Below are 13,695 nucleotides of genomic sequence, written 5' to 3' on the forward strand. Positions count from 1 at the left end.
TTCCCGTCCCGCAGCCGCGTCCGGCGTCGAGTGCCAGGCGCGGCGCGCGGACCCGGCCACACGAGCGGCGACCGTGATCACTAGACTCGAAGCGGACCGACGACGCTCCGCCCTCTCACACCCAGAACCAACGAGGAGTCCTTCGTGGCACTTATCGAGGCTGTCAACGCGCGCGAGATCCTGGATTCGCGCGGTAACCCGACCGTCGAGGTGGAGGTGCTCCTCGACGACGGCATCGTTCAGCGCGCGGCCGTCCCCTCCGGCGCATCCACCGGTGCCTTCGAGGCGTACGAGCTCCGTGACGGCGACAAGAGCCGCTACAACGGCAAGGGCGTGCTCAAGGCCGTCGCCGCGGTCGTCGACGAGCTGGGTCCGGCCATCGAGGGCGTCGAGGCCAGCGAGCAGCGCATCATCGATGAGATCCTGATCGAGACCGACGGCACCGACAACAAGTCGCGCACCGGCGCCAACGCCATCCTCGGCGTGTCGCTCGCGGTCGCGAAGGCCGCCGCCGACAGCGCCGACCTTCCGCTGTTCCGCTACCTCGGCGGCCCCAACGCGCACCTGCTGCCCGTGCCGCTGTTCAACGTCATCAACGGTGGCGAGCACGCCGACAACGGCATCGACTTCCAGGAGTTCTTCCTCGCGCCCATCGGCGCCGACACCTACGGCGAGTCTCTCCGCTGGGGCACCGAGGTCTACCACGTCCTCAAGGGCGAGCTGAAGGCCGCCGGCTTCGCCACAGGTCTCGGCGACGAGGGTGGCTTCGCCCCCGACCTGCCCAGCAACCGTGAGGGTCTCGACTTCCTGATCCGCGCGATCGAGAAGGCCGGCTTCACCCCCGGCACCGATATCGCCGTCGGCCTCGACGTCGCCGCCACCGAGTTCTACAAGGACGGCGTCTACACGGTCGAGGGCAAGGCCTGGAGCGTCGACGAGCTCGTCGACTACTTCGCCGACCTCGTCGCGAACTTCCCGATCGTCACGATCGAGGACGCCCTCGCCGAGGACGACTGGGACGGCTGGAAGAAGCTCACCGACGCGATCGGTTCGAAGGTTCAGCTCGTCGGCGACGACCTGTTCGTCACCAACCCCACCCGCCTGCAGCAGGGGATCGACCGCGGCGTCGCCAACTCGCTGCTGGTGAAGGTCAACCAGATCGGCACGCTCTCCGAGACCCTGGATGCCATCGCCCTGGCCACCCGCTCCGGGTACACGTCGATGCTCTCGCACCGTTCGGGCGAGACCGAGGACACCACGATCGCCGATCTCGCCGTGGCGGTGAACGCCGGACAGATCAAGACCGGTGCCCCCGCCCGCAGCGAGCGCGTCGCGAAGTACAACCAGCTGCTGCGCATCGAGGAAGACCTCGGCGACGCCGCCGTCTTCGCCGGCCGGTCCGCGTTCCCCCGTTTCAAGGGCTGAACGCAACCCGCGTTTCTGGGAGGGGGGAGCCGTGCGGCTCCCCCCCTCCGTCGTTCGTGGTATCCGCCGAGCGGATGCCGGGAGCGCGGCGCGTCACGGGGGCACTTTCCCCGCGCCGCATAGGCTGGGTCACTGCCCGCGGTGCGTACCTTGCGGCGGGCGAGGAAGGAGCCGTCGTGGATCGACCGACGCTCCCCACCTGTCCCCGAGGCCGGAACGACGCGGCGCCGGGGCCCCACGGCTCGGCACGGTCGCCGCGTGAGCGCTCCGGGGCGCCGAAGGCCGAGCGCTCGCGGCCCCGCCGAGTCGATGTGCGCGAATGGCTGAGCGGGCTTCGCATCTCGGGTTTCGTCGTCATCATGCTGGGCCTCGTGGTGCTCGGAACCCTCGTGCTGGTCCCGACCGTCGGCACGTACATGGAGCAGCGGCAGCGGATCCTCGCGCTGCAGAATGCCGTGGCTCTCAGCCAGAACGAAGTCGCCGATCTGGAATCCCAGCGTGAGCGCTGGTCGGACCCTGCCTACATCACCACGCAGGCGCGGGAGCGGCTCTACTACACACTGCCGGGCGAGGTCGTGTATCTCATCGACGACGATCTTCCGGCATCCGCGACCCCCCAGGAACAACAGGACGTCTCGCAAGACGTCGAGCAGACGCGCACCGATTGGATGTCGCAGCTCGTGCGGTCGGTGACCTCCGCCGGGGCGGCTCAGGTCGTCGTGCCGTCCATCGGCGTGCCCGATCCCGCGCCCACTCCGGCGCCGACGCCGTGAGCGCACGCCTCTTCTGCCGCGGACGTCGGGGGCGCCGGGTACCCTGGAGGGAATGAGCACCCCGCCCCTGCCCCCGGCCTCCGACTCCGATCTCGACGTGCTGCGGTCCCAGCTCGGCCGGGTTCCGCGCGGTGTCGTCGGCATCGCGGCGCGGTGCGTGTGCGGGAACCCCACCGTCGTGGCGACGTCTCCGCGGCTCGACGACGGAAGCCCGTTCCCCACGTTCTACTACCTCACGCACCCGGCTGCGACGGCGGCGATGTCGGTGCTCGAGGCCGGTCACGTCATGAAGGAGTTCACCGACGAACTCGCGAACGACGAAGAACTGCGGGCCGCCTACACGCTTGCGCACGAGGCCTACCTGCGTGATCGAGCCGTCTACGGCGAGCCCGAAGAGATCGCCGGCATCTCCGCGGGAGGAATGCCCACGCGCGTGAAGTGCCTGCACGCCCTCGCGGGGCACGCTCTGGCGGCCGGACCCGGTGTGAACCCCGTGGGCGACCGTGCGCTCGCGCGCGGCACCTGGTCGCCGGAGCGCTGCGAGTGCGAGACCCCCGGAGCGGGCGGATGAGACGCGTCGTCGCGGCCGTGGCATCCGTCGTCCTGGGGGCGGTCATGCTGACGGGTGCGACGGCGGCCCCGGTGCCCGAGGATCCCACCGACCCGGTCCGCGCCGCCCAGTACTGGCTCGACCAGTACGGCATCCGCGACGCGTGGAAGACCACGCGCGGAGCGGGACAGAAGATCGCCGTCATCGACACCGGTATCGCGCGCGGGCCCGTCGAGTTCACCGGCGCTGTCGCGGCGGGGACCGATGTATCGGGGGTCGGCGCTCCGGACGGGCGCACGCCCGTCGGGGCGGTGGACTCCAATCACGGCAGCTGGGTCGCTTCGCTTGCGGCCTCGCGGGGCACCGGCAACGGGCGCGGGATGATCGGGGTGGCTCCCGAAGCCGAGCTGCTCTCCATCTCGGTCGGCTTCGGGGCCACCACCTCGAAGCCCTTCACCGAGCAGATCGTGGACGCGCTGCGGTGGGCGGTCGACGAGGGCGCGACGATCATCAACATGTCGCTGACCACGAACACCCTCGACTGGGACCCCAGTTGGGACGAAGCCTTCCAGTACGCCTTCGAGCATGATGTCGTCGTCGTCGTCGCGGCCGGGAACCGCGGGAGCGGGACGTCCCGCGTCGGAGCGCCCGCCACGATCCCGGGTGTCCTCGCCGTCGGTGGGGTCGACCCGTCGGGCAGGGCGAGCAACGATGCCTCCACGCAGGGCATCACCATCGGTCTGTCCGCACCGAGCGAGCGTCTGCTCGGCGTGTCGGCCGACGGCACGCTCGTCCAGTGGAACGGGACGAGCGGGGCTGCGCCGATCGTCTCCGGCGTTGCGGCTCTGGTCCGCGCCGCCCATCCCGAGCTGGATGCCAACAACGTGCTCAACCGTCTGATCCGCACCGCGGCACCGGTCCCGGGGGCGGCGGCCGGCCAAGACCCCTTGTACGGCTATGGTCTGATCGACGCGGAGGCCGCGGTGTCGGCGACGAACGTGCCCTCGGTGTCGTCGAATCCGCTCGGTGACCTGGCCGAATGGGTGCGGTTGTACCGGCGTGCGGACGCTCCCGCCCCCACCGGTGAGCCCACCACCGCACCCGTCGAGATCCCGCCGCTCCCGCCCGCGGATTCCGCGCCCCGCGCGTCATCCCCCCTGCTCCCGACGCGCGACAGCCTGCTGTACGGGACGCTTCCACTCGCGGGCGGCACCCTCGCCGCTATAATGATCCTGCTCGGCGTCAGTGCTGCTGCCCGGCGAATCCGACAGGCGCGCACTCCTCGCGAGCCGAGCCGCATCACAAACCAGGAGTCTCTTCCATCGTGACCAGCACCGTGCCCAAGATCCTCATCGTCGGCGGAGGCTACGCGGGCTTCTACACCGCGTGGAAGCTCGAGAAGCTTCTCGGCCGCAACGAGGCCGAGGTCACCCTCGTCGATCCGCTGCCGTACATGACGTACCAGCCGTTCCTGCCGGAGGTCGCTGCGGGCGAGATTGAGCCTCGCCACGTCGTGGTGGGCCTGCGGCGGCACCTCAAGCGTACGACCGTCATCGCGGGCAAGGTCACGGGCATCGAGCACGCCCGAAAGACCGCGACGATCACGCCGATCGCCGGCGAGGAGTCGTGGCAGCAGGAGTACGACCAGATCGTCGTGACCGCCGGTGCGGTGTCTCGCACGTTCCCGATTCCCGGCATCGCCGAGAACGCGATCGGGCTCAAGACCATCGAAGAGGCCGTCGCGATCCGCGACCGGCTCACGTCGAACTTCGACAAGGCTTCGGTGCTGCCTGCTGGTCCCGAGCGCGACCGTCTGCTGACCGTCGTCGTCGTCGGTGGCGGCTTCGCGGGCATCGAGGTGTTCGCCGAGCTCCGCGCCTACGCGTCCTCGCTGCTCAAGCAGTACCCGACGCTGTCCTTCGACGACACCCACTTCCACCTCATCGAGGCGATGGGGCGCATCATGCCCGAGGTGTCGCAGAAGACGAGCGAGTGGGTGCTGGCCGATCTGGCGAAGACGGGTGCATTCGTGCACCTCGACACGCAGGTCAAGGGCGCAGTCGACGGTGTGGTCGAGCTCTCCACCGGTGAGCAGCTCCCCACCGATCTCATCATCTGGACCGCGGGCGTCATGGCGAACCCGACGGTCGTCCGCGGGAGCGACCTCCCTGTCGAGGAGCGCGGTCGCATCCGTACGCGCCCCGATCTGCGCGTGGGCACGGACGAGGAGATCGTCGAAGGCGCCTGGGCCGCCGGTGACGTGTCGGCTGTGCCCGACCTCTCCGGTGGCGGTGTGGGTGGCTTCTGTGTGCCCAACGCCCAGCACGCGGTGCGCCAGGGCAAGCTCATGGCGAAGAACCTCGTCGCGGTCCTGCGCGGCGAGGAGCCGAAGCAGTACTTCCACAAGAACCTCGGCGCGGTCGCGGGGCTCGGGCTGTACAACGGCGCGTTCCAGTCGGGCAAGATCGCGCTGACGGGTCTGCTCGCGTGGTTCGCGCACCGCGGTTACCACGGCCTGGCCATGCCGACGTGGGAGCGCAAGTTCCGCGTCGTGGGCGACTGGATGCAGAACTTCCTTCACGGCCGCGAGACCGTGTCCCTCGAGACCGTCCAGAACCCCCGCGCGGCGTTCGAGGAGTTCGCGGCTCGCCCGCGCCCCGCGCAGCTTGCGGCCGAGGCCCCGGCGGACAAGAAGCCCGAGAAGGTCGGCGCGTCCCGCTGACATCGATCGAGACCCCCGCATGACGCGGGGGTCTCGTCGTTTCGGGATGCCGCGTGCGGCCGCGCTACGGTGGGTCGTGGCATCCGCCCCCGTAGCCCAATGGCAGAGGCAGGCGACTTAAAATCGCTCCAGGTGTGGGTTCGAGTCCCACCGGGGGTACCGGTTCGGCATCCGTGTGCTCCGCGGTCGCTTCAGTGTCCAAGACACGCGGACGCCCGGTTCCGCCGTCGGCGTGTTCTGGACACTGAACCGGTGTCGAGGCCTCCAGACGCAGACGCGAGACCCGTGACGCGGTGGGCAGTCCTCCTGCCTCAGTGTCCAAGACACGCGGACGCCCGGTTCCGCCGTCGGCGTGTTCTGGACACTGAACCGGTGTCGAGGCCTCCAGACACAGACGCGAGACCCGTGACGCGGTGGGCAGTCCTCCTGCTTCAGTGTCCAAGACACGCGGACGCCCGGTTCCGCCGTCCGCGTGTTCTGGACACTGAACGGGGGACGGCGCGGCGCACCGCCCGCGCGTGCGTATCCACTGGGAGTCGTCCGTAGGCCCCTGTCGGGCGACAGCCGCGCCGTTAGGATTGTGCCGCAGTCGTCGAACGGAGTATCGGAATATGTGGGAGTGGCTCGTCCCCATCATCGTGATCGTCGCGATCCTGGTGATCGCGGGGATCTATCTGTGGGCGACGTACAACTCGCTCGTTTCCTTGAACGTCCGTGTCGACGAAGCATGGAGTGACATCACCGTCCAGCTGAAGAGGCGTGCCGATCTCCTGCCCAACCTCATCGAGACCGTGAAGGGGTATGCGGCACACGAGAAGGCGGTGTTCGAGAACGTCACGCGGGCTCGTGCCGAGACGATCTCGGCACAGAGCCCCGCCGAGGCCGGGGTCGCTGAGGGTCACATGCAGCAGGCGCTGAAGTCGTTGTTTGCTGTGGCCGAGGCCTACCCGCAGCTCCAGGCGAGTCAGAACTTCCTGCAGCTGCAGCAGTCCATCGTCGACACCGAGGACAAGATCCAGGCTTCGCGCCGGTTCTACAACGGTGGCGTGCGCGAGCTGAACACGAAGATCAAGGTCTTCCCAAACAACCTGTTCGCACGGCAGCTGGGCTTCCAGGCGCGCGAGTTCTTCGAGGTGGTCGACGGCGCCGCGATCTCGGAACCACCGCGCGTGCAGTTCTGACGCGTGACCTCGCGCCCCCTCATCCCCCCACGGGCGAGGGGGCGCTGTCGTCGCGCGGTGCACGCGGATGTTCGTGCCGCTCGGCGTCCAGAGCCGTGGACAGGGCGTCGGCCGCGTCTCCCCACCGGGACACCGTGACTCGTTCGAGGCCCTGCCACGCCGCCGCGGCGCGCAACTCGAGCGCCATACGCTCGGCGGCGTCGGCGGGCGCGCCGTGCTCCCACCACGCCGATTGGACCCGAAGCGCGGAGGCTGCGCGGTCGGCCTTGAGGTCGACCCGCCCGACGACGTCGTCACCGACGACCACCGGAAGGGAGTAGTAGCCGAAGCGCCGCTTCTCGGCGGGGGTGTAGATCTCGATCCGATAGTCGAAGTCGAACAGCCGCTCGGCCCGTTCCCGGAACCACACCACGGGGTCGAAGGGCGAGAGGATCGCCGTCGCATCGATCCGCCGGGGGCGCGCGGCATCCCGGTGGAGCCACGCCCGCGCCGGCCGCCCGCCACTGTGCCAACCCTCGACGTGGACGGGGATGAGTTCACCGGTGTCGACGAGATCGTTGACCGCCGACAGGACGGCAGGCCGATCCCGGATGCGCCAGTAGTCCGCGAGATCGGCCGCGGTCGCGACGCCATAGGCAACGGCGGCGCGACGGACGAGCTCGGCGATGGCCTCGCTGCGGGGGACCGTTCGATCGAGCGCGTGCGCAGGCAGCACGTCGGCGGAAAGGGCGTACCGCCTCTCGAAGCCCCGTCGCCCCGCGATGGCGACCTCCCCGAACAGCCACAGACGCTCCAGTCCGTTCTTGACGTCATCCCAGCCCCACCATGACCCGCGGGACCCTTTCCGGGCGTCGTGATCGATCTCGGCGGGACGAAGCGGGCCGCGTTCCGCGAGCTCGTCTCGCAGCCACTGCAACAGGGGGCGGTGGGCGTCCGCCCAGGCGTCGCTTCCGTACTTGCGTCGCATGTCGTCGCGTCGGAACTGCAGGAGCGGCCAGTCGTCGGCGGCGACGAGGGATGCCACGTGCGCCCACGACTCCACCCACCTCGGTCGGCGCGAGAAGGCGACCGCGTCGAGGAGTCCGGTGTCGTAGGGCCCGAGACGCGCGAAGAGAGGCATGTAGTGGGAGCGCGAGAAGACGTTCACCGAATCGATCTGCAGGATCCGCATGCGCTGGAGCGTCGCGGTGACCTGCCGGGTCCCGACGGAGGCGGGGCGGGGGCGACCGATGCCCTGAGCGGCGAGCGCGATGCGGCGCGCTTCGGCGCGGGGGAGGGACAGCGTCATGGGCGCCAGCGTAGACGTCGCCTCCGACATTCCCGGCGTTCTCGCCGGGGCCGCGGCGGTAGGCTGACGGGATGACCGGAACCGATCCCGAGGACCGCGGATCGTTCTTCGACGCCCTGCGACGGCGTACCGTCTCGAGCGACCTTTCGCCGGGAGTACCGCCTGCCATGCGTCAGGCCACCGCGTACTCGTGGCGGCTGCTCGTGATCGCTGCGGCCATCGGGGTCGTGGTGTGGGTCGTCATCCAGCTCAAGCTCCTGGTCGTCCCGCTCCTGGTCGCGATCCTGGTGACCGCTCTGGTGTGGCCCGCCTTCTCGTTCCTGCTCCGGCACCGATGGCCGAAGTGGTTGGCGATCGTCGTGACCGTGCTCGGGACGATCGCCATCATCTCGGGTCTTCTCTGGCTGGCGGTGTGGCAGATCACGCGTCAGTTCGGGTCGGTGCGGGAGCGGACGATCGAGGCCGTGGCACAGTTTCGCCAGTACCTGATCGACGGACCGCTCCACCTGAGTGCGCAGCAGATCGATGACGGCCTGCGACAAGCCGGTTCGTTCCTGCAGGAGCAGGCGGAGGTCTTGTGGACCGGGGCTCTGGCGATCGGCACGACGCTCGGTCACGTCGCCACGGGCCTGTTGCTGACGCTGTTCATCCTGCTGTGTCTTCTCGCCGACGGTGCCGGCATCTGGCGATGGACGACACGCCTGTTCCCGCGCGTCGCACGCCCCGCCGTCGACGGTGCGGGACGCGCCGGCTGGCGCACCGTCATGACCTACGCGCGCACCCAGCTGCTGGTCGCGACGATCGACGCGGTCGGCATCGGACTGGGCGCCTTCCTCCTCGGAGTGCCGTTGGCGATCCCGATCGGCGTGCTCGTGTTCCTCGGGGCGTTCATCCCCTTCGTCGGTGCGGTCGTCACCGGTGCTCTGGCCGTCTTCATCGCCCTCGTCTACAACGGGCCCCTCATCGCTCTCTTCATGCTGATCGTGGTGCTCGGTGTTCAGCAGATCGAGAGTCACATCCTGCAACCCATCCTCATGGGCTCGGCCGTCAAGGTGCATCCTCTGGCGGTGGTGCTGGTGGTGGCCGGCGGTGCGATGATCGGTGGCATCCCCGGAGCGCTCTTCGCGGTGCCTCTCTCGGCCTTCGTGAATGTCGTGGCGGTGTACCTCAGTACGAAAGCGTGGCGAGACGACGGCGCGGCTGTGGATTCCGCCGACCTCATCTGGCAGACCGTGCCGCGGGATCGCGGAAGGAGATCATGAACCACACGCCGACGTTGGCCGAGTTCGAGGATGCCGCGCAGACTCTGCGCGGCATCATCACGCGAACCCCGCTGGACGAATCGCTGCATCTGACCGAGTTGCTCGGCGTCCCCGTTCACCTCAAGCTCGAGAACCTCCAGCGGACGGGCTCATTCAAGATCCGCGGGGCGACCTACCGCCTCTCGCGGCTGACGGCCGAGGAACGCGCGCGGGGGGTCGTTGCGGCATCCGCGGGCAACCACGCGCAGGGAGTCGCTCTCGCGGCGCAGCAACTGGGCATCTCGGCAACGATCTTCATGCCCCTGGGCGTTCCGGTTCCCAAGCTCCTCGCAACACGCGGCTATGGCGCGGATGTCATCCTGGAGGGCGCCACGGTCGAGACCCCGCTCCGGCTGGCCGCCGAGTTCGCCGAACGGACCGGGGCGGTGCTGATTCATCCCTTCGACCACAGCGACATCGTCGTGGGTCAGGGGACGCTCGGTCTCGAGCTCGTCGAGGACCTGCCCGATCTCGAGACGGTCATCGTCGGAATCGGTGGCGGGGGACTGGCCGCCGGGGTCGCGGCGGCGGTCAAAGCGCGTGCGGCCGCCGAGGGACGCGCCGTACGTGTCATCGGGGTGCAGGCCGAGAACTCCGCGGCCTACCCGTCATCCCTGGCGGCCGGATATCCCATTCAGGTCTCCACGACGCCCACCATCGCAGACGGTATCGCCGTGGCCCGCCCCGGAGACCTCCCGTTCGAGCTCATTCGCGAGTACGTGGACGAGGTCGTCACCGTCACCGAGGATGACATCGCGCGGGCCCTGCTGGTCCTGCTCGAACGCGCGAAGCAGGTCGTCGAGCCCGCGGGCGCGGTCGGGGTCGCCGCCATCCTGGCGGGCAAGGTCCAGGCGACGGGAACGACCGTGACGATCCTCTCCGGGGGCAACATCGACCCCCTCCTGCTGCAGCGTGTGGTGGCCCACGGGCTGTCGGCATCCGGCCGGTACATGTCGTTGCGGATTCCTCTGCCCGATCGCCCCGGCCAGCTGGCGCGGGTGTCGGAGCTGCTCGCCCAGGTCGGGGCGAACGTCATCGAGGTGCTGCACACGCGACACGGACAAGGACTCCAGATCAGCGAGGTCATCCTGCAGCTCAGCGTCGAGACCCGCGGTGCCGAGCACCGCGCTCTCGTCATCCGCACGCTGGAGGAGGCGGGCTTCATCGCCACGGTCGTTCCCGACTGACCGGCGAGCGGCCGAGCGCTCCTCTCACGCCGAGTGATCGAGGGCGGACGTCTTCGTCGCCCCCGATCCCTGGCGGAAACACCGCGAGCCGCTCACCCCGACGGGGGGAGCGGCTCGCGATGGTCGAGTCACTGGCCGGAGTAGGTTTCGACCTTCACGATCTCGACGGAGATCTGCTTGCCGTTGGGCGCGGTGTAGGAGCCGCTGTCGCCCTCTTTCATCCCCAGGATCGCCTCACCCAGGGGGGAGGCTTCACTGTAGACGTCGAGTTCCGAGTCGGCCGCGATCTCCCGATTGCCGAGAAGGAACTTCTCCTCGCCCCCCGCGATGAGCGCGGTCACGACGGTGCCGGACTCGACGACGCCCGTGCTCTCGGGCGCTTCGCCGACCTTGGCGCTCTTCAGCAGCTGCTGCAGGGTGCGGATGCGCGCCTCCTGCTTTCCCTGTTCGTCCTTGGCGGCGTGGTAGCCGCCGTTCTCCTTCAGATCGCCCTCTTCACGAGCGGCTTCGATGCGCTTGGCGATCTCTTCGCGGCCCGTGGTCGAGAGGTGCTCGAGCTCGTGGGCGAGACGGTCGTAGGCATCCTGGGTGAGGAACGTCACCTGAGCGTCGCTGGACACGGTGGTCTCCTTCGTCGTTCGGGCCGGCGATGCGGCGCGATCCATGGGCGCCCGCCGGGAATATGTCGAACGCCCCGGCATCGAGCCGGGGCGCGTCTTGAGCAAAAAGCCTACGGCACCCAACAAGAGTTGACAAAACCCGTGGTCGCCAGGGCGAGGGTGGGGATCTCCTCGGTGAAAGCGCGACTGTGATCGTCGGATGCCGGGTACTCCACGACGCGCCAGCCGACCGTTCCGTGGTCTTCGTCCTGCGCCTCGATCGCACAGGCCACCGGCTGCCCCACCGGCGCGGTGATCTGGAAGGACACCGTCACACTTTCGGCATCCGCGACGGTGAAGCCGGTGTCGGTGGCGGTGACGGATGCCAGGCTGTTCGACACGGTCGTCCACGCCAGGGCCGCCGTGAGACCGACGCCGAGCACGCCCACGACACTCCACAGAACGATGCGGCGCCGCGGCGATCGGGCGCGTCCGTATCGCTCATCGAGCATGGCCTGCGTCGTCATGGTCTCCTCGGGCTTTAGGCTGGAGTTCCAGGCTACGCGCTTCCGCCCGGACGAAGGACTCCATGCTCACCGCGCTCGCGGCCCTCGCGGCCACGCCCACCCCCGCGTCGACCCCCGACCCCTCGATCGTCACGCCGGGCCCGATCGGGTTCGCGGCGATCGCCTTCATCGGCGTCGCGGTCTTCTTCCTGGTGTGGGACATGCTGCGTCGCATCCGTCGTGGGCGGTATCGCGAAGAGGTCAACGCCGAGTTGGACGCGGAAGAGCAGGCCCGTGCCGCTCAGGCCGCCAGCGAGACCGACGACGAAGACATCGACCCCGCCGCCCCGCGCGGCTGAGGAGGTCGCCGCGACAGCGGCATCCGCGTGATCAGCCGCCGTGGTAGGCGGGCGCGAGCGCGATCAGCAGGCACGCCGTCCAGTGGCAGAGGAACGCCAGCACCGTGCAGACGTGAAAGATCTCGTGGAACCCGAAGTGTCCCGGCCACGGGTTCGGGCGCTTCAGCGCGTACACGACCGCGCCGGCGGTGTAGAGCAGGCCACCGACCACGACGAGGACCATCATGGCCACATTGGCGGCCAGCAGGTCGCCGATGTACATCACGGCTGCCCACCCGAGCGCGAGGTACAGGGCGACGTACAGCCATCGGGGCGCGTGGATCCAGAACACCCGGAAGAAGATGCCCAGGATCGCTCCTCCCCACACGATCGAGAGCAGCAGCACTGTTTGCGGCGTGGGGAGCGCCAGCACCGCGAGCGGGGTGTAGGTGCCGGCGATCAACAGCAGGATGTTCGCGTGGTCGATGCGCTTGAGCACCGCTCTGGTCTTCGGCTTCCAGTTGAACCGGTGGTACAGGGCCGAGTTGCCGAACAGAAGCATCGACGTGGCCATGAACACCGCGGACGCCCATTTCGCGGGAGCCCCCTGCGCAAGGCAGATGAGGACGATTCCCGCGGCGATCGCGACGGGGAACGTGCCGGCATGGATCCATCCGCGCCACGTGGGCTTGAGGTCCGCTTGCGCTCCGACCGCCCCGGCTTCCAGAAGGGGGAGCTGGGGCATCTCGGGGCCGTCGCCGGAGGGGGGAAGTGTCACCCTTCGACCCTACGTCGCTCCGCATACCCGGGTCCGTACATGCCGGCGACGTCGGGGGAGGTGACGCGCACTTCGCACGGGAATCCGAGGCCGCGACGCGGTAGCGTAGGCGGGTGGCGCGCATGCGGAGGAACGAGGGGCGAGGACCCCTCTACCGGCTCTACATCTCGCGCCTGCGGCGCCGGATGCCGGCGACGGTTCCACACCACGTGGCGATGATGATCGACGGCAATCGGCGATGGGCGCGTCAGCTCGGCTTCGACAGTGCGGCCCACGGGCACCGTGCCGGGGCCGCCAAGATGCACGAGTTCCTGCGGTGGTGCGACGATCTCGGCATCCAGGTCGTGTCGCTGTATCTGCTGTCCAACGACAATCTGCGCAAACGGGATTCGCGCGAGCTGGACGATCTCATCGACATCATCGCCGAGCTGGCACGCGAGCTGTCGCACGAACCGGATTGGCGCGTGCAGCATGTCGGACGCTCCGACGATCTCCCCCCGGCGCTCGCCGAGGTGTTGCACGAGGTCACCGACCGCACGCGTTCGCACACCGGTCTGCACGTGAACCTCGCCGTCGGCTACGGCGGCCGCAGCGAGATCGTCGACGCGGTGCGCAGCATCATCGCGAAGCACGACGAACAGGGCGGGTCGCTCGAAGAGCTCGCCGCGAGTCTGACGCCGGAGCAGATCGGTGAGCACCTCTACACCGGGGGACAGGCCGACCCCGATCTGGTCATCCGCACCTCGGGCGAGCAGCGGTTGAGCGACTTCCTGCTGTGGCAGTCCGCGCATTCCGAGTTCTACTTCGTCGAGGCGCTCGGCCCCGATCTGCGCGAGGTCGACTTCCTCCGGGCGATCCGCGATTTCGCGACCCGCGATCGACGATTCGGGCAGTAGCAGCGTTAACGTACTCGTCACTTTTCCGGGCGTGTTCGCGCGCCCCGCGGTGCGTTTCAGGCCTTACGGTGAGGTCATCGGGCACGGAGCCCGGTCGAGTCGGCCTTCGGATCGCGACTCGTGACCCACAGGTCGACTCGTGAGTGCCGGG

The 13,695-nt window shown here is 69.0% G+C and carries 14 protein-coding genes and 1 tRNA gene; 11 read left to right on the forward strand and 4 right to left on the reverse strand.

Annotated features, from left to right (window positions below; all coding sequences use genetic code 11):
- Positions 1 to 144 precede the first annotated feature (144 nt).
- The 7 genes from eno (at position 145) to MHY30_RS00300 (ending at position 6,651) form a co-directional block, all read left to right on the forward strand.
- On the forward strand, positions 145 to 1,425 hold the full coding sequence (gene eno, locus MHY30_RS00270) for a phosphopyruvate hydratase (protein WP_239272930.1): 1,281 nt from the start codon (positions 145 to 147) through the stop codon (positions 1,423 to 1,425).
- Positions 1,426 to 1,736: 311 nt separating this feature from the next.
- A complete protein-coding gene (locus MHY30_RS00275; RefSeq protein ID WP_239272932.1) occupies positions 1,737 to 2,198 on the forward strand; it encodes a septum formation initiator family protein in 462 nt (153 codons plus the stop codon).
- A 52-nt stretch (positions 2,199 to 2,250) separates the two neighbouring features.
- Positions 2,251 to 2,769, forward strand: a complete 519-nt coding sequence (locus tag MHY30_RS00280; protein ID WP_239272942.1) for a DUF501 domain-containing protein — start codon at positions 2,251 to 2,253, stop codon at positions 2,767 to 2,769.
- Positions 2,766 to 4,076 carry a S8 family serine peptidase gene (locus tag MHY30_RS00285; RefSeq protein WP_239272953.1) on the forward strand — a complete coding sequence of 437 codons (1,311 nt, stop codon included), beginning with the start codon at positions 2,766 to 2,768 and terminating at the stop codon, positions 4,074 to 4,076. The genes MHY30_RS00280 and MHY30_RS00285 overlap by 4 nt, the downstream gene beginning before the upstream one ends.
- On the forward strand, positions 4,073 to 5,470 hold the full coding sequence (locus MHY30_RS00290) for an FAD-dependent oxidoreductase (RefSeq protein WP_239272972.1): 1,398 nt from the start codon (positions 4,073 to 4,075) through the stop codon (positions 5,468 to 5,470). Before MHY30_RS00285 ends, MHY30_RS00290 begins: the two co-directional genes overlap by 4 nt.
- Positions 5,471 to 5,555: 85 nt before the next feature.
- A tRNA-Leu gene (locus MHY30_RS00295) sits at positions 5,556 to 5,629 on the forward strand.
- Positions 5,630 to 6,081: 452 nt separating this feature from the next.
- The gene (locus MHY30_RS00300; RefSeq protein WP_239272981.1) at positions 6,082 to 6,651 is read left to right on the forward strand and encodes a LemA family protein; all 570 of its coding nucleotides are present in this window, start codon (positions 6,082 to 6,084) and stop codon (positions 6,649 to 6,651) included.
- Between the two features lie 19 nt (positions 6,652 to 6,670).
- On the opposite strand, the gene MHY30_RS00305 is transcribed toward MHY30_RS00300, so the two are convergent.
- Positions 6,671 to 7,939, reverse strand: a complete 1,269-nt coding sequence (locus tag MHY30_RS00305) for a winged helix-turn-helix domain-containing protein (protein ID WP_239272998.1) — start codon at positions 7,937 to 7,939, stop codon at positions 6,671 to 6,673.
- 71 nt (positions 7,940 to 8,010) lie between these two features.
- Between MHY30_RS00305 and MHY30_RS00310 the strand changes: the two genes are divergently transcribed.
- On the forward strand, positions 8,011 to 9,201 hold the full coding sequence (locus tag MHY30_RS00310; protein WP_239273014.1) for an AI-2E family transporter: 1,191 nt from the start codon (positions 8,011 to 8,013) through the stop codon (positions 9,199 to 9,201).
- On the forward strand, positions 9,198 to 10,427 hold the full coding sequence (gene ilvA, locus MHY30_RS00315) for a threonine ammonia-lyase (protein WP_239273030.1): 1,230 nt from the start codon (positions 9,198 to 9,200) through the stop codon (positions 10,425 to 10,427). Before MHY30_RS00310 ends, ilvA begins: the two co-directional genes overlap by 4 nt.
- A gap of 128 nt (positions 10,428 to 10,555) precedes the next feature.
- Here the strand turns inward: ilvA and greA are convergent, their stop codons facing one another.
- Together greA and MHY30_RS00325 are read right to left on the reverse strand one after the other, a co-directional pair.
- Positions 10,556 to 11,047 (reverse strand): transcription elongation factor GreA, encoded by a 492-nt coding sequence (gene greA, locus MHY30_RS00320; RefSeq protein ID WP_239273039.1) that lies wholly within the window; start codon positions 11,045 to 11,047, stop codon positions 10,556 to 10,558.
- 110 nt (positions 11,048 to 11,157) lie between these two features.
- Positions 11,158 to 11,553 (reverse strand): DUF4307 domain-containing protein, encoded by a 396-nt coding sequence (locus MHY30_RS00325; protein ID WP_239273048.1) that lies wholly within the window; start codon positions 11,551 to 11,553, stop codon positions 11,158 to 11,160.
- Positions 11,554 to 11,615: 62 nt separating this feature from the next.
- Here MHY30_RS00325 and MHY30_RS00330 point away from each other — a divergent pair, with 62 nt between their 5' ends.
- The gene (locus MHY30_RS00330) at positions 11,616 to 11,891 is read left to right on the forward strand and encodes a hypothetical protein (protein WP_239273058.1); all 276 of its coding nucleotides are present in this window, start codon (positions 11,616 to 11,618) and stop codon (positions 11,889 to 11,891) included.
- A gap of 31 nt (positions 11,892 to 11,922) precedes the next feature.
- Here the strand turns inward: MHY30_RS00330 and MHY30_RS00335 are convergent, their stop codons facing one another.
- Positions 11,923 to 12,615 carry a hemolysin III family protein gene (locus MHY30_RS00335; protein WP_239274753.1) on the reverse strand — a complete coding sequence of 231 codons (693 nt, stop codon included), beginning with the start codon at positions 12,613 to 12,615 and terminating at the stop codon, positions 11,923 to 11,925.
- 155 nt (positions 12,616 to 12,770) lie between these two features.
- Here MHY30_RS00335 and MHY30_RS00340 point away from each other — a divergent pair, with 155 nt between their 5' ends.
- A complete protein-coding gene (locus tag MHY30_RS00340; protein WP_239274754.1) occupies positions 12,771 to 13,544 on the forward strand; it encodes an isoprenyl transferase in 774 nt (257 codons plus the stop codon).
- The last annotated feature ends 151 nt before the right edge of the window (positions 13,545 to 13,695 follow it).

It is taken from the genome of Microbacterium sp. ACRRU, from assembly GCF_022346945.1.
Taxonomy (GTDB): Bacteria; Actinomycetota; Actinomycetes; order Actinomycetales; family Microbacteriaceae; genus Microbacterium; species Microbacterium mcarthurae.

What these genes read in the sequence shown, in the direction of transcription:
- MHY30_RS00280 (WP_239272942.1), top strand. Translation starts at nt 2,251, where the DNA reads ATGAGCACCCCGCCCCTGCCCCCGGCCTCCGACTCCGATCTCGACGTG.
- MHY30_RS00285 (WP_239272953.1), top strand. Translation starts at nt 2,766, where the DNA reads ATGAGACGCGTCGTCGCGGCCGTGGCATCCGTCGTCCTGGGGGCGGTC.
- MHY30_RS00300 (WP_239272981.1), top strand. Translation starts at nt 6,082, where the DNA reads ATGTGGGAGTGGCTCGTCCCCATCATCGTGATCGTCGCGATCCTGGTG.
- MHY30_RS00305 (WP_239272998.1), bottom strand. Translation starts at nt 7,939, where the DNA reads ATGACGCTGTCCCTCCCCCGCGCCGAAGCGCGCCGCATCGCGCTCGCC.
- MHY30_RS00310 (WP_239273014.1), top strand. Translation starts at nt 8,011, where the DNA reads ATGACCGGAACCGATCCCGAGGACCGCGGATCGTTCTTCGACGCCCTG.
- ilvA (WP_239273030.1), top strand. Translation starts at nt 9,198, where the DNA reads ATGAACCACACGCCGACGTTGGCCGAGTTCGAGGATGCCGCGCAGACT.
- MHY30_RS00325 (WP_239273048.1), bottom strand. Translation starts at nt 11,553, where the DNA reads ATGACGACGCAGGCCATGCTCGATGAGCGATACGGACGCGCCCGATCG.
- MHY30_RS00330 (WP_239273058.1), top strand. Translation starts at nt 11,616, where the DNA reads ATGCTCACCGCGCTCGCGGCCCTCGCGGCCACGCCCACCCCCGCGTCG.
- MHY30_RS00335 (WP_239274753.1), bottom strand. Translation starts at nt 12,615, where the DNA reads ATGCCCCAGCTCCCCCTTCTGGAAGCCGGGGCGGTCGGAGCGCAAGCG.
- MHY30_RS00340 (WP_239274754.1), top strand. Translation starts at nt 12,771, where the DNA reads ATGCGGAGGAACGAGGGGCGAGGACCCCTCTACCGGCTCTACATCTCG.